The organism is Rhodoferax sp. XS2R6, from assembly GCF_056521365.1.
In genome coordinates this window covers 161,168-182,345 of the sequence record NZ_JBWMAY010000002.1, presented here as the reverse complement: position 1 = coordinate 182,345, position 21,178 = coordinate 161,168, and the positions used below count along the sequence as shown (strand labels likewise).

At 63.2% G+C, this 21,178-nt stretch carries 17 protein-coding genes, 1 pseudogene and 1 riboswitch; of the genes and pseudogenes, 9 read left to right on the top strand and 9 right to left on the bottom strand.

The window, feature by feature from the left end; genetic code table 11:
• Positions 1-8 precede the first annotated feature (8 nt).
• The gene (locus AC097A_RS07390) at positions 9-2,948 is read right to left on the bottom strand and encodes a putative bifunctional diguanylate cyclase/phosphodiesterase (RefSeq protein ID WP_479620337.1); all 2,940 of its coding nucleotides are present in this window, start codon (positions 2,946-2,948) and stop codon (positions 9-11) included.
• Between the two features lie 176 nt (positions 2,949-3,124).
• Here AC097A_RS07390 and mutL point away from each other — a divergent pair, with 176 nt between their 5' ends.
• The 8 genes from mutL (at position 3,125) to AC097A_RS07350 (ending at position 12,395) form a co-directional block, all read left to right on the top strand.
• Positions 3,125-5,116, top strand: coding sequence for a DNA mismatch repair endonuclease MutL (gene mutL, locus AC097A_RS07385; RefSeq protein WP_479620336.1), 1,992 nt, complete (start codon positions 3,125-3,127; stop codon positions 5,114-5,116).
• Positions 5,117-5,124: 8 nt separating this feature from the next.
• Entirely contained in the window at positions 5,125-6,261 is a 1,137-nt protein-coding gene (locus AC097A_RS07380) for a competence protein CoiA family protein (RefSeq protein ID WP_479620335.1), read from the top strand.
• A 40-nt stretch (positions 6,262-6,301) separates the two neighbouring features.
• Positions 6,302-7,039, top strand: a complete 738-nt coding sequence (locus AC097A_RS07375) for a DNA alkylation repair protein (protein ID WP_479620334.1) — start codon at positions 6,302-6,304, stop codon at positions 7,037-7,039.
• 130 nt (positions 7,040-7,169) lie between these two features.
• Positions 7,170-8,063: a DMT family transporter gene (locus tag AC097A_RS07370; protein WP_479620333.1), complete on the top strand. Its 894-nt coding sequence runs from the start codon at positions 7,170-7,172 to the stop codon at positions 8,061-8,063.
• A gap of 76 nt (positions 8,064-8,139) precedes the next feature.
• Positions 8,140-9,315, top strand: coding sequence for a glycerophosphodiester phosphodiesterase (locus tag AC097A_RS07365; RefSeq protein WP_479620332.1), 1,176 nt, complete (start codon positions 8,140-8,142; stop codon positions 9,313-9,315).
• Positions 9,316-9,361: 46 nt separating this feature from the next.
• A complete protein-coding gene (locus AC097A_RS07360) occupies positions 9,362-10,777 on the top strand; it encodes an MATE family efflux transporter (protein WP_479620331.1) in 1,416 nt (471 codons plus the stop codon).
• A complete protein-coding gene (gene miaA / locus AC097A_RS07355) occupies positions 10,774-11,748 on the top strand; it encodes a tRNA (adenosine(37)-N6)-dimethylallyltransferase MiaA (protein WP_479620330.1) in 975 nt (324 codons plus the stop codon). The genes AC097A_RS07360 and miaA overlap by 4 nt, the downstream gene beginning before the upstream one ends.
• Positions 11,745-12,395 (top strand): ABC transporter ATP-binding protein, encoded by a 651-nt coding sequence (locus AC097A_RS07350; protein ID WP_479620329.1) that lies wholly within the window; start codon positions 11,745-11,747, stop codon positions 12,393-12,395. The genes miaA and AC097A_RS07350 overlap by 4 nt, the downstream gene beginning before the upstream one ends.
• 65 nt (positions 12,396-12,460) lie before the next feature.
• Here the strand turns inward: AC097A_RS07350 and AC097A_RS07345 are convergent.
• A pseudogene (locus AC097A_RS07345) lies at positions 12,461-12,562 on the bottom strand (FxDxF family PEP-CTERM protein); the annotation flags it as partial.
• A gap of 915 nt (positions 12,563-13,477) precedes the next feature.
• Here AC097A_RS07345 and AC097A_RS07340 point away from each other — a divergent pair.
• Positions 13,478-14,215 carry a substrate-binding periplasmic protein gene (locus AC097A_RS07340; protein WP_236635404.1) on the top strand — a complete coding sequence of 246 codons (738 nt, stop codon included), beginning with the start codon at positions 13,478-13,480 and terminating at the stop codon, positions 14,213-14,215.
• A 15-nt stretch (positions 14,216-14,230) separates the two neighbouring features.
• Here AC097A_RS07340 and AC097A_RS07335 read toward each other — a convergent pair whose 3' ends face one another.
• The 7 genes from AC097A_RS07335 to AC097A_RS07305 form a co-directional block, all read right to left on the bottom strand.
• Positions 14,231-14,902, bottom strand: a complete 672-nt coding sequence (locus AC097A_RS07335; protein ID WP_479620328.1) for an ABC transporter ATP-binding protein — start codon at positions 14,900-14,902, stop codon at positions 14,231-14,233.
• Positions 14,895-16,475: an ABC transporter permease gene (locus AC097A_RS07330; RefSeq protein WP_479620327.1), complete on the bottom strand. Its 1,581-nt coding sequence runs from the start codon at positions 16,473-16,475 to the stop codon at positions 14,895-14,897. Before AC097A_RS07330 ends, AC097A_RS07335 begins: the two co-directional genes overlap by 8 nt.
• A 31-nt stretch (positions 16,476-16,506) precedes the next feature.
• Positions 16,507-17,538, bottom strand: a complete 1,032-nt coding sequence (locus tag AC097A_RS07325) for a thiamine ABC transporter substrate-binding protein (RefSeq protein WP_479620326.1) — start codon at positions 17,536-17,538, stop codon at positions 16,507-16,509.
• A gap of 60 nt (positions 17,539-17,598) precedes the next feature.
• Positions 17,599-17,692, bottom strand: a riboswitch (TPP riboswitch).
• 41 nt (positions 17,693-17,733) lie between these two features.
• Positions 17,734-18,210 (bottom strand): DUF2269 family protein, encoded by a 477-nt coding sequence (locus AC097A_RS07320; protein ID WP_479620325.1) that lies wholly within the window; start codon positions 18,208-18,210, stop codon positions 17,734-17,736.
• Positions 18,207-18,572 carry a DoxX-like family protein gene (locus AC097A_RS07315; RefSeq protein WP_479620324.1) on the bottom strand — a complete coding sequence of 122 codons (366 nt, stop codon included), beginning with the start codon at positions 18,570-18,572 and terminating at the stop codon, positions 18,207-18,209. Before AC097A_RS07315 ends, AC097A_RS07320 begins: the two co-directional genes overlap by 4 nt.
• 3 nt (positions 18,573-18,575) lie before the next feature.
• Positions 18,576-19,694, bottom strand: a complete 1,119-nt coding sequence (locus tag AC097A_RS07310) for a saccharopine dehydrogenase family protein (protein WP_479620323.1) — start codon at positions 19,692-19,694, stop codon at positions 18,576-18,578.
• Entirely contained in the window at positions 19,691-21,175 is a 1,485-nt protein-coding gene (locus tag AC097A_RS07305; protein ID WP_479620322.1) for a DUF1501 domain-containing protein, read from the bottom strand. The genes AC097A_RS07310 and AC097A_RS07305 overlap by 4 nt, the downstream gene beginning before the upstream one ends.
• Positions 21,176-21,178: the final 3 nt, after the last annotated feature.

The window sequence follows — 21,178 nt, the reverse complement described above, 5'->3', positions numbered from 1 at the left end:
CAGAACCGTTAATGCAGCATGCCGTGCTGGCTGTCTGAAAACAGGGACAAGGTGGCATCTGCATTGGTCTGCAGCAGTTTGACAAAGGCCAGAATCTCCGCGTCCTCAATGAAGTCGGCGCCACTGCGGGCGGCCAAAATACGGGAAGGGTCCACCGGCTTGCTGATGCCATAGCCCTGGGCGTAATCGATGCCCGCGTCCACGAGCGCACGGATGGTGGCGAGGTCTTCGGCAAACTCACCTACGGACTTCATGCCCAGGCTGTTTACCAGTCCCCCAATAGCGACAATGATCGCCATGCCGGATTGGCTGCGCGCCGCATCCCGCACCAGTGATCCATCCAGCTTGAGCGCATCCACAGAGAGTCCCTTGAGGTAGCCAAACGAGGAGTACCCAGCCCCAAAGTCATCCAGCCCCACCTTGGCGCCCATGGCGCGCACGCGGTCAATGAAGCGCTGCATGTTGCGCATGTCAGTAATGGCTACGGTCTCGGTGATCTCGATACAAATCTTGGACAAGGCCAACGGGTGCTGCTCAAACAGCGCGAACAACTCTGCCGTAAAGGACTCATCGTTGAGTGACCCCCCGGACAGGTTGACACCCACAAAATGTGTGTGCTGCAGGCTCTGCGCATTGCGCTCCAACCAGTCGATCGCGGTAGTCACCACCCAGCGATCAATGATGGCTGTCTTGCCATGCGCTTCCGCCGCCTCGATGATGGTTCCGGCAGGCACCACCGTACCATCGGCTTTGCGCAGGCGCACCAGGATTTCAAAGTTCAGCGAATCAAAAGGCCGGCTTAGGGACAGCTCGGGTTGCATCACCAAGAACAGGCCTTGGGGTGTCTCACCGCGTTCCAGGCAGTTGATGAGGTCCAACTCATCCTGGTGTTGCTGGAAAAAGCGGTCGCCCGACTCCATAACCACCATGCGCTGCGTACTGCGCTTCTTGGCCATGCGACACAAGGTATCTGCCGCCGACACAATGTCTTTGAGCGGGGACCTGCCAAACTGCGCCATGCCCACCAAACCACCCGACACGTCCAGCGAAAAACTCTGGTTGTCGATCTGAAAAGGGGTGGACCCAATCAGCATGGCAATGCTGTTGCAGCTGATTTCGCTGTCCTCCATGCTGGCACGGGAGAACACAATCACAAATTCATCGCCGCCCACACGTGCCAGCCTGTCGTGGCGTTGCAGCACGCTGCCCATGCGCTCAGCCACCTGCTTAAGCACGTTGTCGCCCGCCGTGTGACCGTAGAGATCGTTAATCAGTTTAAAACGGTCCAAGTCGAAGTACGCCAGCGCGCTCGGCTGGTAGTCCGGCTCGTCCATCTCCAAAGCCAAACCTCGCAAATTCAGGCAACCCGTCAGGGGGTCGTGGCTGGCCAGGTACTCAAGGCGCTGGGTGGCTTGCACACGCTCGGTGATGTCCTGCAGCGAGCACTCAATGATGTTGCCATCCACCGTAGACGCCTTGATGGCAAACCAGCTTTGCCCGCCAGCACGTGGCAGCAGCGTCTGGGTTTGCAGGTCAATCGAAGTACTGCGTCGTGCACTGTGCAAGGCCACGACCTGCTGCACCACGTCGTCCCCAAACAGCTCGTGCAACACCAACGCGTCATCAGCCGCAGGGCGTCGCACCATCGCATGAAAGGCGGGGTTGGCCTTCATCACATTCTGGCCGCTACCGATGGTGAAGAGTCCCACAGGCGAGTCTTGATAAGCCGCCTCCAGCATCTTTTGCGCACGCTGGTTTTGCTGACGATGGAAGCGCATATGCTCCGCCACGGCAGCCGAAGCCAGCAGCGCAGATGCAATCGCCGCCGTCACACTGTTGAGTCCTGCCAGCAGGATGCGGTGGCCGGTAGCCGCTGCCACCACCTCATTCATGCTCGCCACCAGGGTCACAGCGATAGACGCCGCGTACCACCCCGCCACACGGGAGTGCGTATGACGCAAGATTTTGGTCAGGTACCACATCATGAGTGCCACCACCGAGAAGGTGGCCACCCACAAAATGGGCAAGGTGCGCTCGTAGGAGAGGAACGGGCAAGCCAAGATGATGGCCACCGCGCTGAACTGGTGCAGAGTCAGGGGCCAGCCGGCGTTCACCTCTTCGAGCTCGCTCTTGAACAGCGCACTGAACAGGCCAATCGTCATGGCGTAGTACATGCACAGCGTCCACTGCCGAATCAGAATCATCCAGGACGATGCAATCGGGTAGCCCAGCAACTCCAGGTCGGTGCCTGCCGACAAACCTGCCATGCGCATGTTCAGCAGCAGCCAGCCGACGAAAGTCCAGTAGAGCGCGCTGCGGTTCACCAGTGCAGTGAGCAGCATAAAGATGGCCAGTACCCCGATGCCGGCCTCCAACATCACCCCGGTTTTTTGGTGTGCCACCTGGGCTTGCGCCAAGACTCTGGACTCCCAGAGCTCTGCGGCAATTTTGGCCGGGCCGCGGTAGGCTGCCCGGCATACCAAGGCCACGTTGGCAAGCCCCGCGGACAGCGGTAGCGAAAAACCAGCGCGGCTGCGCCGCATGGCGCCCGACGCCCCTTGACGATGGGCTTCTCCCAGTAACTGCCCGGTCTGCGAATTCCAGCAGGCCATCGCAGCCGCGTGGCGCGAGGGGAAATCAATCTCCAAGGAATCGCCCACAAGCCCTTCGGGAACACGCAGTGAAAACCAAAAAGGGTGCGCAGACAAGCGCGTTTCAGCGGAGACCTGCGCGGGCAGGGTCTCCAGCCGCTGTACTAACGGCAGCAGTACGCCCGTGTCTACGGGCTCCACCTCTTCCCAGACATGCAGGGATAAAGTGCGCCCCTTTGCCGGGTCAGAGTGTCCCAGCTGCCACAGCAGGGTGAGGCCCGCAAGCGCCACCAACACGGCAGGGAATACCCAGGTGGTTAATCGGTCCAACAACGTTCCAACGAGTTTTTCCGCCATACCTTTTCTATACTTTTTAGATATCAGCTACGGGACAGGCCCGCTACATAAACATGCGGCGCCCTAGGCGCCTCTTCTACTATGCCATGAGAACTTGCCACAACCCGTGAAGTTACAAATACACACGGCACCAAAGCCGCGACGACGCCTTGTGGTGCCGCCCCTAAAATGGACCGGTGAACGCACCGCTCCCCCCCTCCCTCCCCCGCCGCCCCATCCGCGAACTGCCCGACGAACTCATCAGCCAAATTGCGGCCGGTGAGGTGGTGGAGCGCCCGGCTAGCGTGGTCCGCGAGCTGGTGGACAACGCGCTGGACGCTGGCGCTACCCAGGTCACGCTGCGGTTACTGGCCGGCGGCGTGCGCCTCATCAGTGTGGAAGATGACGGCCAAGGCATCTTGCGTGACGAGCTGCCCATCGCTTTCAAGCGCCACGCCACCAGCAAGATCGGCAGCCTGCACGATTTGGAGAGTGTGGCCACCATGGGTTTTCGGGGTGAGGCGCTGGCCGCTATCAATTCAATAGCTGATTGCGCAATCTTGTCGAGGGCTAGCGGCCTAAATGATGCCTATCTGCTGGACGGGCGCACCGGCGAACTCAAACCCGTGGCGCGCAGCCAGGGCACCACGGTGGAGGTGAAGGAGCTGTTTTACAGCACCCCCGCGCGCCGCAAGTTCCTCAAAACCGACGCCACCGAGCTGGCCCACTGCATCGAAGCCGTGCGCCGCCACGCGCTGGCCCGCCCTGACGTGGGTTTTGCCATCTGGCACGAGGGCAAGCTGGTGGAGCAGTGGCGCCGCTGCCTGGACATGTCTTTGGCCGAAGCCCCCCCCGAAGCAGCACTGGCCGCACTGGACCAGCGCCTCAGCGACGTGCTCGGCCCCGAGTTTCTGGCGCAAAGCGTGCGTGTGGACTGGCACAGCAAGCAGGCCAACGAATACGGCCAACCCGCGCTGCGCGTATGGGGCCGCGCCGGCGTACCCGACGCCGCCCGCTCCCGCGCTGACCAACAGTTCTGCTACGTGAACGGCCGCTTTGTGCGTGACAAGGTGCTCACCCACGCCGCCCGCAGTGCCTATGAGGACGTGCTGCATGGCCACCGCCAGCCGGTCTATGCGCTGTACGTCGCCATGGACCCGACGCGCGTGGACGTGAACGTGCACCCCACCAAGATCGAGGTGCGCTTCCGTGACAGCCGCGAGGTACACCAAGCCGTGCGCCACGCCGTGGAAGACACCCTGGCCGCGCCACGCGCCGCCGCTGCGGCAGGCACCGTGGATGGCCAAGCCCAAGCCCCCTCATTGCTGGCCCAGCCCGGCACTTATGTGCCAAAAGTTCCTGTAGCCCCCATGTACAGTGCGCAGCCAGCTATCAAATTTGAAGCAGATATCGGCTTGCTAGGCCACCGCGTCAGCGACGTAGGCGCCCTCTGGCAGCGCAACCCCACCACCCAAGAAGGCTGGGTGGCAGAGGGCTTTGCGCAGGTAAAGGGGGAGCCCGCACAGCGGGCGGAGGACACGGAGCAAAGCCCTCTGCCACCCAGCCGCCTACCCAACGAAGACGCATGGCCCCTAGGCCGCGCCATTGCCCAACTGCAAGGCGTCTACATCCTGGCTGAGAACAACCAGGGCCTGGTCATCGTGGACATGCACGCCGCCCACGAACGTATCGTCTACGAGCGGCTCAAGACCCAGATCAGCCTCACCGCACCCGATGGCTCAGTACATCCCCTGGCCAGCCAGCCGCTGCTCATCCCCGCCACCTTTGCCGCCACGCTGGATGAAGTGGCCGCGGCCGAGGCCCATGTGGCCACACTCAACACCCTGGGCCTGGAAATCAGCCCCTTCTCGCCCAAGACCTTGGCCGTGCGCGCCGTGCCCACCACCCTGGCGCAAGGCGACGCGGTGGAGCTGGCGCGCAGCGTGCTGGCCGAACTGGCGCAGCACGACGCCAGCACCGTCATCCAGCGCGCACAAAACGAAATTTTGGGCACCATGGCCTGCCACGGCGCCGTGCGTGCCAACCGCAAACTCACCCTCGAAGAGATGAACGGCCTGCTGCGCGACATGGAAGCCACCGAGCGCAGCGACCAGTGCAACCACGGCCGCCCCACCTGGCGCCAGCTCACACTCAAGGAGCTGGACACGCTGTTTCTGCGCGGTCGCTGACGCCGCATATGTCCTTACGCGTGCCTTTTGGAATCTGTGGCTCGACACTTTATGAGCCAAATGGTGTGCCAAACGGGAAAGCCTGCGGGTGTATTTGCCCCGCATGCAAGAGACCATTAATCGCTAGACAAGGTGCCACAACCCCACACTTTGCACACGCACCAGGCGAAGACTGCGCTCGCGGTTTTGAAACCGCAGTTCATTTAGCGGCAAAACAAATCATTGCTGATCGCAAAGAAGTTCGACTTCCGGTTGTGGAATACCGAAGCACTCTTCAATATGCACCGTCAAAAACTCATACTGCGGAACGACTTCTGAAGTTGGATGAAGTGGCGCTTGAGCTTTCGATGGAAAACATACGCCCGGACATATGGGTCAGAGCCGGGGATGAGCGATATCTCGTTGAAATCGCGGTGACGCATTTTGTAGACGAGGTCAAAGCATTAAAGATGCGGGAGATGCAAATCCCCGCATTTGAAGTAGACCTGCAGTCACTAAAAAGTACGTTCACATTTGCTGCACTTGAAGATTTGCTGTTCAGCGCACCGTACACAGCCAAATGGATCTTCAACAAACACGTTGAAGCCATGGAGGAAGAGGCATCTCTAATACATGCACTGGAAAAGCAACGATTGAATGATCGATATGCATTAGCCCAAGTTACCAATGAAAATGCACGAAAACAAAAAAGAGAGCAGGAATTTAGGGAAGAACAAGAGCGATCAGAGAAATTTCATCACTACCGAGTGATGCCTCCACGCGAGAAGCTTGAGCGCAACATCCGCAAGCTGGGAATTAGCAATGCACAGATGCGTAAATTCAGCGTATCAGTTCCTTTCGGAAACTCTTTTAATGTGCCGCTAGAAGTCTGGCAATCGGGAGTATTGGTGTACATCGCAAAAAACGAGGCGCAGGGATGGGCCCTATACCAGTCATACGACATTCAATTTCAAGAATGCTTAGCGTGGATGCGACGAGCATTTAATGTGCACGCACCTGTGCAAGATGGTGACAGCGTAGCCGTATGGAAATATTTGAAGCATTTGGAGGGCCTTGGAATTCTGGAGTATCTCTGGAGAAGAAAATTTGCTCTAAAAATCAGGAGTCGAAATTGGCCGCAACTATTTCACCCGACCAAACACTAGCGCGCAAAGAGTTGGACTCGCTATTCATCGAAGGCCGCTGATGCAGTCCGTACCCGGCCTGAGCCCCGAGGCCCACGCGGCCGAAGGCGCTTTGTTTGCGCTGGCCGATGCTGGCAAAGCACAGACGGCGGCGCGTTATTTTCAAAGCGCTCCAGGCCAGTATGGCGAAGGTGACCTGTTCTTGGGCATCCGTGTGCCGTTGATCCGCGAGACCGCACGCCAGTTCAACACCCTCACGCTGGACGACTGTGCCGCCCTGCTGCAATCGCCCTACAACGAGGTGCGCCTGTTCGCGCTGGACATCCTCACGCGCCGCTTTGCCAAGGGCAAGGAGCCCGTGCAAACCTCAGTATTTGAGTGCGTGCTGCAGCAGCGCCACCGCATCAACAACTGGAACTTGGTGGATGGCGTGGGCCCTTACATTACCGGGCCGTATCTGCTCAAGCGCGACCGCAGCATCCTCTGGCAGTGGGCACAGTCCCCCGTGCTGTGGGAGCGGCGTCTGGCCGTACTCAGCACCTTTGCCTTCATCCGCGCAGGCGACTTGGACGACGCGCTCAAGCTCTACGCACAGCTGCTGACCGACCCGCACGACCTCATGCACAAGGCCTGCGGCTGGATGCTGCGCGAGCTGGGCAAGCGGGACGAGGCACGGCTGTTGGCGTTTCTGCAAACGCACCACACCGCCCTGCCCCGCACCACGCTGCGCTACGCGATTGAGAAATTCACCCCGGAGCAGCGCGCCGCGATGCTCCGGGGTGAATTCAGCTTCTGGTAGATGACCAAAAGTTATGCTTGGCTAGCCAGCATGCACTGCTTACAACCATACCGATCCAGATGAGCAGCCCCCAACCGCGCCCCTACCAGAGCACCGACGACGGGATGCTTGCCCATCACCACCAACGCCCATGAAAACCAAATACTTCGCGCAACTCGTCGCCCTGTCGGCGCTGTGGGGTGCCTCCTTCCTGTTCATCCGCATGGCCAGCCCGGTGTTTGGCCCCAATGTGCTGGCGCTGCTGCGCGTGGGCTTGGCCACCGCCACGCTGGCCATTTTGATGCGGGCCATGCGCCAGCCCTGGGCCTGGCAGCATTGGCGCACCTTGGCCGTCATTGGCGCACTGTCGGTGGCCGTGCCGTTTTTGCTGTTTGCCTGGGCCGGGTTGCAGCTGCCGGCGGGTTACAGCGCGTTGCTCAACTCCACGGCGGTGATCTTCGGCATGTTTGCCTCGGCCCGCATGGGCGAAGACACCATCACCACACGCAAGGTGCTGGGCTGCGTGTGCGGCTTTGCAGGCGTGGCTTTCATCGTGAGCCTGGGGCCGGTGCAACTGTCCCCGAGCGTGGTGCTAGCCGTACTGGCCTGTGTGTTGGCATCGGCCTGTTATGGCTTTTCGGCCCCGATCACCAAACGGGCCGTGGGCCACATGCAGCCGCTGCAAATTGCCGCCGGCATCCATGCCATGTCACTGCTCATGCTTCTGCCGGGCGCCGCCTACAGCCTGCCAGATGCAGGGTTCACCCTGGGGGCCCTGGTTGCCACGGCGGTCATGGGCATCGTCACCTCGGGCCTGGCCTACTGGGGGCACTTGCGCATCCTGCGCCACGTCACACCCGTGGCCGCCATGAGCCCCATTTTCATGATTCCGGTGTTTGGCGTGTTGTGGGGCCACCTGTTTCTGGGTGAAGAGCTGGGCAGCGGCCTGCTGATCGGTGGTGCCCTGGTGTTGGTGGCCAGCGCACTCATCACCGGTTTCAACCCCCTGCAGCGCTGGCTGGACCTGATCGACGCCAAACCCTGAAACCGCGCTGTCATGGATTGGTCACACGGCGACACCATCATCCGCCGCTGGTCATTTCAACTCCAAGGGACATTCCATGACACGTTTTCGTTTCACCGCCACCGCCGTGGCTTTGTCTGCCGCGGCCCTGCTGGCGGCCTGCGCCAACACCGGCCTGCAAACCTCCGCCTACCCCACGCTGAACGGCGCCAAACCCCTGGTCATTGGCCACCGCGGTGCCAGCGGTTACCTGCCCGAGCACACCCTGGCGGCCTACAAAAAGGCGGTGGACATGGGTGCTGACTTCATCGAGCCCGATCTGGTCGTCACCAAAGACGGTGAGCTGGTGGCCCGTCACGAACCCAACATCACCGCCACCACCGATGTGTCGGCCCGCCCCGAGTTCGCCAGCCGCAAAACCACGCGCAAGGTGGACGGCGTGAACGAAACCGGCTGGTTTGCCACCGACTTCACCCTGGCCGAGCTGCGCACCCTGCGCGCCAAACAAGCCAACGCCGCCCGCGACAAATCGTTTGACGGCCAGTTCCAGATCCCCACCTTCCGCGAAATTTTGGACCTTGCCAAGTCTGAGTCCGCCCGCACCGGCCGCACCATCGGCGTGTACCCCGAGACCAAACACCCCACCTACCATGTGGACGCTGGTCTGCCGATCGAGCCACGCTTGCTGGCACTGCTGGCCGAGTACGGTTACACCCAAAAGACCTCGCCGGTCATCATCCAGTCCTTCGAGGTGTCCAACCTCAAGGCCTTGCGCAAGTTGACCCAGGTGCGCCTGGTGCAACTGGTGGACGCCGACGATGTGGACTCCAAGGGCAACGTGACCCTGGTGGCGCCCTTTGACAAGCCGTATGACTTTGCCGTGGCCAAAGACAGCCGCACCTTCCCCGACCTGCTGACCCCCAAAGGCCTGGCCGAAGTCAAAACCTATGCTGACGGTATTGGCCCCTGGAAACCCTATCTGGCCAGTGCCGCCCATGTGCTGGGTGCCGATGGCAAGCCCCGTGACCTGAACGGCGACGGCAAGATCACCGACAACGATCGCGTGGCCCTGCCCCCCACCGACGTGGTGAAGAACGCCCACGCTGCCGGCCTGTTTGTGCACCCCTACACCTTCCGCAGCGAAGCGCCTGGCCTGCTGTCCGACTACAAGGGCGATGCCAAGGCTGAGTACAAACGTTTCTTCGCGCTAGGTGTGGACGGCCTGTTCAGCGACTTCCCCGACACCGCGGTGTCGGCACGCGACGGCAAGTAAACGCGACAAACCGAGGGGCACACCGCGCCCCTAGAATGGCAGGCCCATGTCTGCCATTCCCCTTCCGTCTTCCCCTACCCGCATGCGGCGCGCAGGCACCGAACTGGCAGCCCTGTGGCAACTGGCCTGGCCCATCCTGATCGGGCAGCTGGCCAATGTGGGCATGTCGGTGGCCGATGTGGCCATGGCCGGCCACGCGTCGGCGCACGACCTGGCCGGCATCTCGCTGGGCGTCTCCATCTGGAACATCACCATCATCACCCTCATGGGGCTGATGATGTCGGTCGCCCCGCTGGTGGCCCACCATGTGGGTGCCCAAGAATTTGACAAGGTGCCACACCTGGTGCGCCAGGGCCTGTGGAAGGCGCTGGGCGTGGGCCTGTGTGCCATGGTGCTGGTCAACATCGCAGCGTTGGTGTTTGACCACATGGACATCGAACCCCATGTGCGCGAGGTGGCCAGCGGTTTTGTGTTCATCATCAGCTTTGGCCTACCGGCCTTCACCTGCTACCGCGTGCTCTACGGCTACAGCGCCAGCCTGAACCAGACAAAACCCATCATGGTCATGTCGCTGGCTGCGCTGGGGCTGAACGTGCTGGTGAACTGGCTGCTGGTGTTTGGCGTGGGCCCCTTCCCGCGCCTGGGCGGGCTAGGCTGCGCCTGGGCCACGCTGCTGTGTGTGTGGCTCAACTTTCTGGGCCTGCTGCTGTGGATGCGCTGGTCGCCGGCCTACCGCAGCACCTGGCCGTTTGGCCAATGGGAATGGCCGCACCCCGAGAAGCTCGGCGCGTTGTGGAAGCTGGGTTTCCCGATTGGCGTGACCTACTTTGCCGAGACCAGCGCGTTTGGCCTCATCGCGCTGCTGATTGCTGGCTTTGGCAGCCGCGAGGTGGCCGCGCACCAGATTGCGCTGAACTTCACCTCGCTGGTCTTTATGGTGCCGCTGAGCCTGGGCATTGCCTTGCTCACCCGGGTGGGCCAGTCGCTGGGCGCGGGTGACCCGGTGGCCGCGCGTTTTCGCGCTTGGGTAGGGGTGAATGCGGGGCTGGGCTTTGGTGTGGTTTCGGCCATCGCCATGGCGCTGCTCACCCACCAGATTGCCTGGGCCTATACCAATGACGCAGCCGTGGCCGCCCTGGCCGCCAACCTGCTGTTGCTGGCCGCGGCGTTCCAGCTGTCGGACTCGGCCCAGGTGGTGATCAGCTGCGCCATCCGCGGCTACAAGGTCACGCGCAGCCCCATGGTGATCCACCTCACTGCCTTCTGGGTGTTCTCGCTCCCACTGGGTTGCGTGCTGGGCCTGGCGCCGCAGTGGCTGCCCTGGCACCCGGTCCAGGCCATGGGCGCGCAGGGTTTCTGGATCGCACTGGTGGTGGGGCTGACGGTGGCCGCCGTGGGCCTGGTGCTGCTGCTGCGCAAGGTGGCGCTGGACCATTTGCCTGGACAGCCCCAAAACACATGAATCCGCCCCTTCCCTTTCACATCTGCCTGGCCGGCCCCACGGCCAGTGGCAAGACGGCCGCCGCGCTGGCCATTGCAGAGCGCCACCCGTGCGAGATCATCAGCGTGGACTCGGCCCTCGTGTTCCGCAGCATGGACATTGGCACGGCCAAGCCCAGCGCCGCCGAGCTCGCAGCCGTGCCGCACCACCTGATCGACATCCGCGACCCGCTGAACGCCTACAGCGCCGCCGAATTTGTACGCGACGCGCAGGCGCTGATCGTGGGCATTGCCGCGCGCGGCAAGCTGCCCCTGCTGGTCGGCGGCACCATGCTGTACTTCAAGGCCTTGTTTGACGGGCTGGACGACATGCCCGCCGCCAACCCCGAGGTGCGCACCGCGCTGGACGCCGAAGCGGTGGAGAAAGGCTGGCCCGCCATGCACGCCGAGCTGGCACAGGTGGACCCCATCACCGCGGCCCGCCTGGCCCCGGCCGACAGCCAGCGCATCCAGCGTGCGCTGGAGGTGTACCGCATCTCCGGCCTGCCGCTGTCGCACTTTCACGCTGCCAGTGCCGCTATCAAAACAGAAGCTGCTCGCGCAGATTCCACGGGGGCTAGAGCCCTATTTTCCTTGGAACCCGCAGATCGGGCCTGGCTGCACGGTCGTATTGCCCAACGCTTTGACGCCATGCTAGCGCAGGGTTTTCTGGACGAGGTGCAGGCCCTGCGCGCGCGCGGCGATCTGCACCTGGACCTGCCCAGCGTGCGCTGCGTGGGCTACCGCCAGGCCTGGGAGGCACTCGATGGTGTGTGGCCGATGGCCGAGATGCGCGACAAGGGCATCTTTGCCACGCGCCAGTTGGCCAAACGACAGATCACCTGGCTGCGCTCCATGCCGCAGCGCAAGCTTGTGGCCGCCGATGCGCCCGATGCACTGGCGCAGGTACTGGCGCTGGTCGACACCGTGCTGACCCAGCGCCCTGCCCCATGACCCTGCGCGTCCAGGCCCTGAACAAACACTACGGCAGCACGCCCGTATTTGCCAATGTGTCGCTGGACGTGGCGCCCGGTGAGTTTGTCGCCATCGTGGGCGAATCGGGCGTGGGCAAGTCCACGCTGCTGAACTGCATGGCCGGGCTGGACCACTGGGACAGCGGCGGCGTGCAGCTAGCCGGGCACGACCTGGGCGGCATGACCGACGACGCGCGTGCCCTGCTGCGCCGCGAGGCGGTAGGTTTTGTGTTCCAGGCCTTCCATGTGTTGCCGCACCTGGATGTGGCGCAGAACGTGGCGTTGCCCCTGCTGCTGCTGAACCGGCCCGACCCGGCGCGGGTGGAAGCGCTGCTAGAGGCCGTGGGCCTGGGTGGCCTGGGCGCACGCCTGCCGCAGCAGCTCAGCGGCGGGCAGCTGCAGCGCGTGGCCATAGCGCGGGCACTGGTGCACCAGCCCGCCCTGCTGCTGGCCGATGAACCCACCGGCAACCTGGACCCGACCACCGCCGCCAAAGTGATGGACGCGCTGGTGGCGCAAACCCGCCAGCACGGCACGGCGCTGGTACTGGTCACCCATTCGTTGGCCGCTACCGCGCAGGCCGACCGTGTGCTGCACCTGCGCGCTGATGGCATTGCACCGGCCTGATGCGCCGACAGACGCCCAACAAAAAACCGGCACAAGGCCGGTTTTTTGTTGGGGAACGCAAACGCTCAGCGCTGCTGCTTGCGACGGCGCGCCGCCATGCCCACCGCGCCCAGACCGGCCAGCAACAAGGCATAGGTTTCGGGTTCGGGCACGGCGCTCACACTGATCAGCGTGTAGTCGGACTGGTTGGTGCAGTTGCGGCAACCACGGGCTGCGTCGCCCTCAATCGCCGTGAAAACCAGCTTGCTGACCAGCTTGTCGCCAAAGGGGTTTGCCACATTCCAGACACCGCCCAGGCCATCAGCGGCTGCGCTCAGGTTGGTGATGGTCGCGCCAACGCCAGACCACAGCGCCAAGGTGGTACCGGTAGCCTTGAGCGTGAAGGAGTGCCACCTACCTTCGTAGAAGGCCTTGACCTTGGCGACTTCGTTCACATCGTGGTATTCGCCGCCGTCAAACAACAGCCCTAGCGTGAAGCTGGTGATCTTGATACCGGCAGAGAAGCTGCCGGTGATGGACTCGCCAATGTCGATTTCGCCCGGGGTGCGCTCGGAACCGCGCTTGGGCGACACGCCCACGCCCTGGAAACCGCCCTGACCGGGCTTGAAGCTGAACTTGGCGGCGTCTTCACCAACCTTGGCAACAAAATTAGCCGTCACACCATTCAAAAAGGTGGTGCTGTAGCTGCTGCCAGTGCCGAAGTTGTCACCGTAAATGGTGGTGTTGGTATTGGGGGTGCTGGCCTGTGCGGCCAGTGCCAAGGTGGCGCTGAGTGCGCCAACCATCCAGAATTTGAAAGACATACGTTTTTTCCTCACCTTGTATCAAAGTGTTACAAGGTTAACGGCTCGATCGGACCGGCTCAATAGTCCGTTGGGCTCACTCCGTCATAGGCCCTAGGCCATGGCCCTGCGCCAGGCCCTGGTTCTGGCTTTTACCGCTGACAGCACAGGGGGCTTGCGCTAGACTGATTTGTAACAAACCGGAAGCTCCTCGTGCGCCTGCCCACTCTCTTGCCTACGTTGACTACTTGCATTGCCCTTGCCACGGGTGGGGTAGCCATGGCGAACTGCTCCCGCCCGATGCAAGTCCCCATGTCGTCCACGGGGCAAAGTGTGATCATCAGCGATGGCGAGATCAGCGGCATTTACCCCGAACTGCTGCGTTCACTGGGTGGCAAAGACGGTTGTGAATTTGTGCTGACGCCGGTGCCACGTGCGCGCCAGGAACTGTTGTTTGAAACCGGCAAGGCGGACCTGCTGGTGCCGGCCACCAAGACCCAACGACGCGACGAGCACGGCATATTTGTGCCGCTCACCCGCAGCCGCGCCACCCTGATTTCGTTGGATGGGAAGCGAGCACCCTTCAAGAGCGCCTACGACCTGATTGAGCGCAAGGACGTGCGCGTGGTGCTGGTGCGTGGATTCGATTACGGCGTGGCCTACCAGGAACTGACGGAGGCCCTGCAGCGGCAAAACCGCCTGGTGCTGGAATCTGACCCGCTGGCCGTAGCCCGGGTGCTCAAGGCCAACCCGGGGGATGTCACCATCATGGCGCCAGTGATTCTGGTGGGGGCTATCCAGGACGATGCGCGGGTTAGCGACATGGTGGACAAGCTGCGCTTCGACCCGATTGCGGAATTGCCCTGGGGAGACAACGGCCTTTACATCTCCAAAAACTCTCTCAGCAAAGAAGACAGCGCCACGCTGCTGGCCCTGCTGAACCGCCCCACCGTGGCGAGTACGCTGTGGAAGAGTTTTCAGACCTACTACCCGGCCAATGTGCTCAAGGAAAGCATTCGCCCACGCGACAGCAAGTAGGCGCTGCGCTCGCCTTCACCACTGGGGCGCCAGTGCCCCGTCCACCAGCCGGTAGCCGCATGTGCCCATGGCACGCGCTTCGGTTTCGTCGTGCGTCACCAAAATGGTGGCCATCTGGAACTCCGCAATACGCTGCACAAACTCCTGGCGCAGCTGCAGGCGCAGCTCGGCGTCCAGCGCCGAGAAGGGTTCATCCAACAGCAGCACGCGAGGCTGGGTGATCAGCGCACGCGCCAGCGCCACGCGCTGCTGCTCGCCACCCGATAGCTGCCACACCTTGGATTTGGCATAGGCCTGCAGGCCAAAACGCTCCAGCATGGCGCGCACCTGCTCGCGCGCCGCGGCCTTGCGCTGGCCCTGCTCCACCAGGCCAAAGGCCACGTTGTCCAACACGTTGAGGTGCGGGAACAGCGCGAAGTCCTGGAACATCAGTGCAAAGCCACGCCGCTCGGGCGGGGTGCGGGTGATGTCTTGGCCGGCAAACAACACGCGCCCACTCTCGGGCGGCTCCAGCCCGGCCACGATCTTGAGCAACGTGCTCTTGCCGCTGCCGGAGGGGCCCAGGAGCGCCGCCGTCTCGCCGGGGCGCACCTGCAGTTGCAGGTCCTGCAGCAGCGGGCGTGGTACCGCACCACGTGGTGCATGGGTGGGCTGCCAGTGTTTGCAGATGGCCTGCAGCTCAAGCATGTTCGCGGTCCTCAGAGGGCTTGGTTTCAATCAGCAAAAAGGCCAGCAGCGCCAGCCCCATGAGCACACAGGCCAGCACCAGCGCGGCGCTGCGGTTGGCCGCACCGGGGCGGCCCAGGTGCTGATAGATCAGGGTGGTGAGTGTGGCCCACTCGGGGCGCGACAAAAACAGCGTGACCGCAAACTCACCCACCGCCGTGGCCGCCGCAAACGCCATGCCACGGCGCAATGCGGGCGCCAGCAGCGGCAGCGTCACACGCACAAACGCGCGCCACGGACTGGCACCCAGGCTGCGCGCGGCATCCAGGTAGTGCTGGGGCAGGCTGTCCAGCGCGGAGGCAATGGACTTGGCCACAAATGGGTAGGCCAGCAAGGCATAGGCCGCCACCAGCAGGCCAAAGCTGCCGGTCCACGCCGGGTACAGCAGCAACAAGCCAAACGCCACCATCACCGGCGACACCATGAAGGGCAGAAACACCAGTGCCCGCAGCCACAACACACGCCGCGCCGCCAGCGCGTGCGCCAGGCCCAGCGCGGTGGCCAGCAACAGGGACAGTGCGGTGAAACGCGCCGTGTTCCACAGCGCGGCCAGCGTGTCGTCTTCCAGCAGCACGGCCCAAGCATCCGCTCCCGAATTCATAGCACCTTGCGCAATGGCGACGAGGGGTAGAGCACAAATCAGCATATAAACACCAGCCATGGCCAGCACCGCAGCCCATTGCGCCGCGCCGTGGGGTTGCACACGCGGTAGGCGGTCCGCACGGCCGGGCGCAGCCAGCCGGCGTTCAATAGCGGCGTAAGCCAACGCCACCAGCGCGGTTAGCTGCAGCATCCACACCGCCAGCACACCGGCCTGCTGCAGCTGCAGCTCGTGTGCCACCAGCGTGTAGATCTCCACCTCGGCCGTGGCGTAATCTTGCCCGCCCAGCACCAGCGCCAGGCCAAAGCCGGCAAAACAATACAGAAACACCAGGCACAGCGCCGAGGCCAGCCAGGGCGCGATGGCTGGCCACTCCACGCGCCAGAACGCACGCCAGGGCGTGGCGCCCAGCGTGCGCGCCGCGGCCACGCGCGAGGCACTCACCTGCCCCAGCGCATCGGTGCCCGCGCGCACCACCACGCAGAGGTTGAAAAACAGATTGCCGTAGAGCAGCAGCCAGGGCGTGTCCTGCAGGTCCGGCCCGCCAAACTGCACCAGCAGGCCCTGCGGCCCCAGCAGCGCCAGCACGCCCATGGCCGCCACCAGCGTGGGCACCACAAATGGCAGCATGAGCCCGCGCAGAATCAGCGTGCGACCGGGGAAATCAAAACGCGCCAACACCCAGGCCATGGGCAGGCCGAGAATGAGCGCAGCGACGCAGGTGATGGTGGCCTGGCAGAACGACCAGGCCATGCGCCAGCGCAAATACGGGTCCAACCAGGGTGCGAACAAGATGGCAACGCCCGCATCGCCCCGCCAGCCCTCCACCAGCAAACGCAGCGCAGGGGCCACCAGCACCACCAGCAAAAACACCAGTGGCAGCACGGGCAGCACCCAGCCCGCCCAGGGCTGCGCCGGGTTGCGGTGGCGCATGGTCAACTCCGCAGGCTCAGGTTTCCGCGGATTACTTCAGCACCACCTTGGTCCAGCGCGCCACCCAACCGGCGCCCTTGCTGGCAATGTCGGCATCGCTGGGTGCATTAAAAGCGGTGGGCTCGGGGGCGAACTTGAAGGCGTCGGACTTGGCCACACCTACTTCGGCGGGGTACATCCACATCTCGGTCTGCATGCCCTGTTGCACGGCGGGCGAGCGCAGGAATTCCACAAACTTCTCGGCCGCAGCGCGCTCCTTGCCGCCCTTGACCAAGGCCACGCCTTCGACCTGGCGGAACACGGCGCCGGGCAGGCTCAGCGATGCGGTGGGTGGCTCAGCCAGCTTGGTCTTGCTGTAAAACAACTCTGCTGCCGGGCTGGTGGCGTAGCTCACCACGATGGGGTGTTTGCCGCCGTTCTGGCTGAACTCGGTGTAGTAGGCCTCGCTCCAGCCCTTGGCCACCTTCAGGCCGTTGGCGCGCAGCTTGGCCCAGAAGTCAAAGGCCTTGTCCTCGCCCATGGCGCCAATGGTGGCCAGCAGGAAGGCGTAACCAGGGCTGCTGGTCGCGGGGTTTTGCACAACGAGCAATTTGGCGTAGGCAGGCTGGGCCAGGTCTTCCAGCGCCTTGGGCACGGCCACGTTGTTCTTGGCAAACCAGGCCTTGTCGTAGTTCAGGGTCACGTAGCCGTAGTCCACGGGCACCAGCGGTGCGGGCAGTTCGGCGGCGGGCTTGCGGCCTGCGGCGGCACCGGCGTAGCTGTCGAGCACGTCGGCCGCCAGGGCCTTGGGCGCCAGCGCGTTGTCGATGCCGTAGACCACATCGGCAATCGGATTGGCCTTGGTGAGGATGAGCTTGTTCAGCATCTCGCCGGCGTCACCGGCCTTGGTGATGCGCAGCTTCACGCCATTGTCTTTTTCAAACTGTGCCAGCAGGGGCTTGGGCACGGTGAATGAGCTGTGGGTCAGCACGCGCAGGTCGGCAGCGTGGGCAGCCGCCAAGCCGGCGGTCAGCAAGGCCGCGCCCAGCGTGGTCTTCAGAAACGAAAAAATCCCGTGTTGCATGGTGTGCTCGCTTTTAATGCGCCAGCAGAAGGTCGCATCAAAAACCGGCACCCGCAAGACGGGACAGGCTTCTCACACTTCCTACGCTGGCATAACCCAGATCAGGTACATGGGGTATTTCTCAGTCCTGTGACGGACACCCCCGGTGGAAGCTTGGATTGTAGGCTTTTGCGTCTGTGGGCCGCCTGCGCAGGCCTATGCCCACAGGGCCGGCTTGGCCACCATCAGGTAGAACACCGCCAGCATGGCGATGAAGGCGGGGTAGCCCAGCGCTTCCCAGCGGCGCGCGTACTGCCAGTAAAGCTCCGGCAAGGATTCGTTCTTTTCATGTGCCGCTTTCGCCATGTCGGCCATGCGCAGCTGCAGCGCCACCACGGGTGTCCAGCAGGCACCCGTGAACAGGTAGAGCGCCACCGTCACCAGCAACCATGGCGTGTGCCAGGGGTAACCGGCCAGGTAGGCCATCCACACGCCCGTGATGGGCTGGATCACCACGGCGGGCGAAGTGAACCAGGTGTCGGCCCGCACCACCAAGCGTGACACCACGGCCTGCGCGGCCACCACGCCACTGCGGTTCGCATAAAAGAAGAAAAACGCCGTGCCAAACCCGGTACCCACCAGCACCACGCTGGACAGAATGTGCACCCACTTCAAAAACACATACAGACTCACGGCGACCTCCGCGTCAAGATCCACAACACCACCGCAATCGGCACGTTTTTGGTCAAAGGCCCCAACGGATGCAACCACAGCGCAGGCTGCATGAAGGTCGCCACCACCGTCATGCCCAGCATCACCAACAAGGCCAAGCCGTAGACGCGCCGCACCGGCAACACCAGCAAAAGCAGTCCTAGCAATGCATCCACGGCAGCCCCCGCCCACACCAGGGCATCGGCCACGCGCACGTCCGTCACGCCACTGGCCACCAGCAGCATGCGGCTTTGCCCACGCAGCTCCAGCACACTGACGATCGCCGTGGCCAGCCAGACAAAAACCAGGCTGTAGCGCAGCCACCGCAGCTCAGCATGTCCCATGGCTTAGCCCTCCTCCAAGACATCCGTGACCATGCCCCACTTGGCGAACTCGGGGGTGAAGTCTTCCAACTTGTGCAGCCCCACACAAGCGCGTGCACCGGATTCCATGCGCTCACCTGCTGCCAAGCGGCGAGCCAGCAGGATGGCGGCCATGCAGGGGATTTCGGGGCCATGGTCTTTGTCAGCGGCGATGTGCCAGGCGCGTCGGGCCGGCATGTTGTCCGCGTTCAAACCACCCACGCGCACCACCATGCCGCCCAGTGCGGAACCCAGCGGGTCAAACCATGGGGCGCCTGCATTGAGTAGCCTAGCCAAAGCAGATGGATTCTTCAACACCCCATGTTTACGCAGCCAGGCCAGAAATGCAAAGGCCCGCTGGGAAAGGCCGACTTCCAGAGCCGCGCGAAACACCATGTGGTCTTGCACCTGGTAGTGCGCGGGGAATAGTTCCAGATCGGGGATGTCGCAGACCGCGCCCAACCGAGGCTTCAGGCGTTGAAACTCCACACGCTGCGGATAGGACCAGCCGGTCTGCGCCTGCCACTGCCCGCCGCGCCACACCTGCACGGGGGCACCGCAATAACTCAGCACCGCCTCCAGCGTGGCGACACCGCGCGGCGCCGTTTGTGCCGGGGCAATGCAGGTATCAATACTGTCGATGCACTGCCAGCCGCGGCACAGAAAGTCCACCACTGCAGACGACAAGGCCGGCACCGTGCTGGCACCGGTGATCGCCACCCGGTTGGCCGCCACAAACGGGCCCTGCATGGCCGAAGCAAAGTCACACACAAAACGCCGACCGTCGGCCAGGTCGATGTAATGCGCACCGGCCTCTGCACACGCCCGAGCCACCGCATAGTCTTGCCCCTGAAACGGGCCCGCAGTGTGGATCAGCAGTCCGACCCGGTGCTCGCGCAGTGTTTGTGAAAAATCCGGGCTCTGGCAATCCACCACCGCAGCGCTGGCACCCGCGCCATGCGCGTGGTTGAGTTCTGCAGCAAAGGCGGAAGCACGGCTCCCATCCCGTCCAGCAACCAGCAAGGTGATGGAGGGATCTGCAGCCAGGGCACGACAGATACGAGCGCCAAAGTTTCCGTACCCACCCAACACCATCACTCTCATGCAGACATTCCCATAAATCCCAAATCCACAGGATAGTCGGCTCGCCCAGCGGCCGCCCCAAACTGCCGCAGGTTTGGCAGGATGGTGTTCATCTCTAGTGGCCCGACGCCAAACCATCGTGCCAGTGTGGCGGCGTACTGATCCACCGAGGTACTGGGCAGCAGACGGCCTTGACCCACATGCCATTGGTCTTGTGGTGCGCCGGTGTTGCCCACGCTGACAGGGGGCGGCGCGCCATAAAAGGCGCGGCCCTTGACGGCGCCACCGACCACAAGGTGGTGGCCGCCCCAGCCGTGGTCGGAACCATCGCCATTCGACGTGAGCGTGCGGCCGAAGTCGGACGCCGTAAAAGCGGTCACATTCTGCGCCACGCCCAGCTCGACGGTAGCGCGGTAAAACGCCGCCATGGCTTCACTGACGCGACCCATCAACACGGGCTGTTGGGCAATCAGGTTGTCGTGCAAATCGAAGCCGCCCAGCGACACCATGAACACCTGGCGCTTGGCGCCCAGCACATCCCGGCCCTGGATCAGGCGCGCCACCATCTTCAGCTGGTCGGCCAGGGGATTGCCAGTGGGAAACTCCGTCATCAGTGGCGTAGTGCCACCACTTTGGCTACCGGCCAGCGCAGCGGCCACATGCACCTCGGCTTCGCGCGAACGTTGCATTACGCGTACGTATTCGTTTTCCAGTGGATGGGTGCTGGGCTCCGAAATCATCTGAGACAACAAATCTTTCACCGCTTTGGAGCCGTAGACCGCGTTATCGGTAGCCGCACGCACGCGCACGGCTCCGCCCGTGCTGACCTGGTACTGCAACGCCGAGTCGCCCGACAGAAACACCGCATTGCCGGTGACCGACATACAAGTGAACAAAGACTTGGCATTGCTGCGCAAAGCCAAGTCGCCCAGGTGCCCGCCCCAGCCCACGGTGGAGCCTTCGGGTGACGACGATTGCCAAATGGACTGCTGGTCGTTGTGCGAAAACAGCTTGGGCGGCAGCGGGTAGGTCTTGCGGTCCGGGCTGTTGAACTGGGCACGCGTGAGCGGCACCACCAGCGGCCCCACATTGAGCTGCACGGCGGCCTGCCCGGCGTTGAACAGGTCGGCCAACCCCGTCATGGCGGGGTGCAGCGCGTACTGCCGGCCCTCTGCCAGAGGATGGTGTGGCTTGAGCAGGGTGCGCTCCAGGTCGGCGCGCGCCAGGGCGATGCCGCCACCCGAATCCCCCGCCCCACCGCGCACGGTGGCGTATTGCGCGTAGCTGGCGGGGTCAAAGGTGACCACGGTGTTGGCGTAGTCATTGCCCCCGTAGAGAAAGACGCAGACCAGGGCCTTGTAGTCGGTGGCCGTGGCGGCAGCGGCCTCGCCCAGAGCGGCCAGGTTCAGGGCCGTGGGCAGGCCGACGCCGGCCAGGGCCAGCTGGCCACTGCGCTTGAGGAAGGCGCGACGGGTGTGCAATGCGGTGTTGAGCAGGTGCATGGG

Excerpts from the sequence above, each read along its gene's own strand:
- AC097A_RS07390 (WP_479620337.1), bottom strand. The coding sequence starts at position 2,948 with ATGGCGGAAAAACTCGTTGGAACGTTGTTGGACCGATTAACCACCTGG.
- AC097A_RS07380 (WP_479620335.1), top strand. The coding sequence starts at position 5,125 with ATGTCCTTACGCGTGCCTTTTGGAATCTGTGGCTCGACACTTTATGAG.
- AC097A_RS07375 (WP_479620334.1), top strand. The coding sequence starts at position 6,302 with ATGCAGTCCGTACCCGGCCTGAGCCCCGAGGCCCACGCGGCCGAAGGC.
- AC097A_RS07370 (WP_479620333.1), top strand. The coding sequence starts at position 7,170 with ATGAAAACCAAATACTTCGCGCAACTCGTCGCCCTGTCGGCGCTGTGG.
- AC097A_RS07365 (WP_479620332.1), top strand. The coding sequence starts at position 8,140 with ATGACACGTTTTCGTTTCACCGCCACCGCCGTGGCTTTGTCTGCCGCG.
- AC097A_RS07360 (WP_479620331.1), top strand. The coding sequence starts at position 9,362 with ATGTCTGCCATTCCCCTTCCGTCTTCCCCTACCCGCATGCGGCGCGCA.
- miaA (WP_479620330.1), top strand. The coding sequence starts at position 10,774 with ATGAATCCGCCCCTTCCCTTTCACATCTGCCTGGCCGGCCCCACGGCC.
- AC097A_RS07350 (WP_479620329.1), top strand. The coding sequence starts at position 11,745 with ATGACCCTGCGCGTCCAGGCCCTGAACAAACACTACGGCAGCACGCCC.
- AC097A_RS07340 (WP_236635404.1), top strand. The coding sequence starts at position 13,478 with ATGCAAGTCCCCATGTCGTCCACGGGGCAAAGTGTGATCATCAGCGAT.
- AC097A_RS07335 (WP_479620328.1), bottom strand. The coding sequence starts at position 14,902 with ATGCTTGAGCTGCAGGCCATCTGCAAACACTGGCAGCCCACCCATGCA.
- AC097A_RS07330 (WP_479620327.1), bottom strand. The coding sequence starts at position 16,475 with ATGCGCCACCGCAACCCGGCGCAGCCCTGGGCGGGCTGGGTGCTGCCC.
- AC097A_RS07325 (WP_479620326.1), bottom strand. The coding sequence starts at position 17,538 with ATGCAACACGGGATTTTTTCGTTTCTGAAGACCACGCTGGGCGCGGCC.
- AC097A_RS07315 (WP_479620324.1), bottom strand. The coding sequence starts at position 18,572 with ATGGGACATGCTGAGCTGCGGTGGCTGCGCTACAGCCTGGTTTTTGTC.
- AC097A_RS07310 (WP_479620323.1), bottom strand. The coding sequence starts at position 19,694 with ATGAGAGTGATGGTGTTGGGTGGGTACGGAAACTTTGGCGCTCGTATC.
- AC097A_RS07305 (WP_479620322.1), bottom strand. The coding sequence starts at position 21,175 with ATGCACCTGCTCAACACCGCATTGCACACCCGTCGCGCCTTCCTCAAG.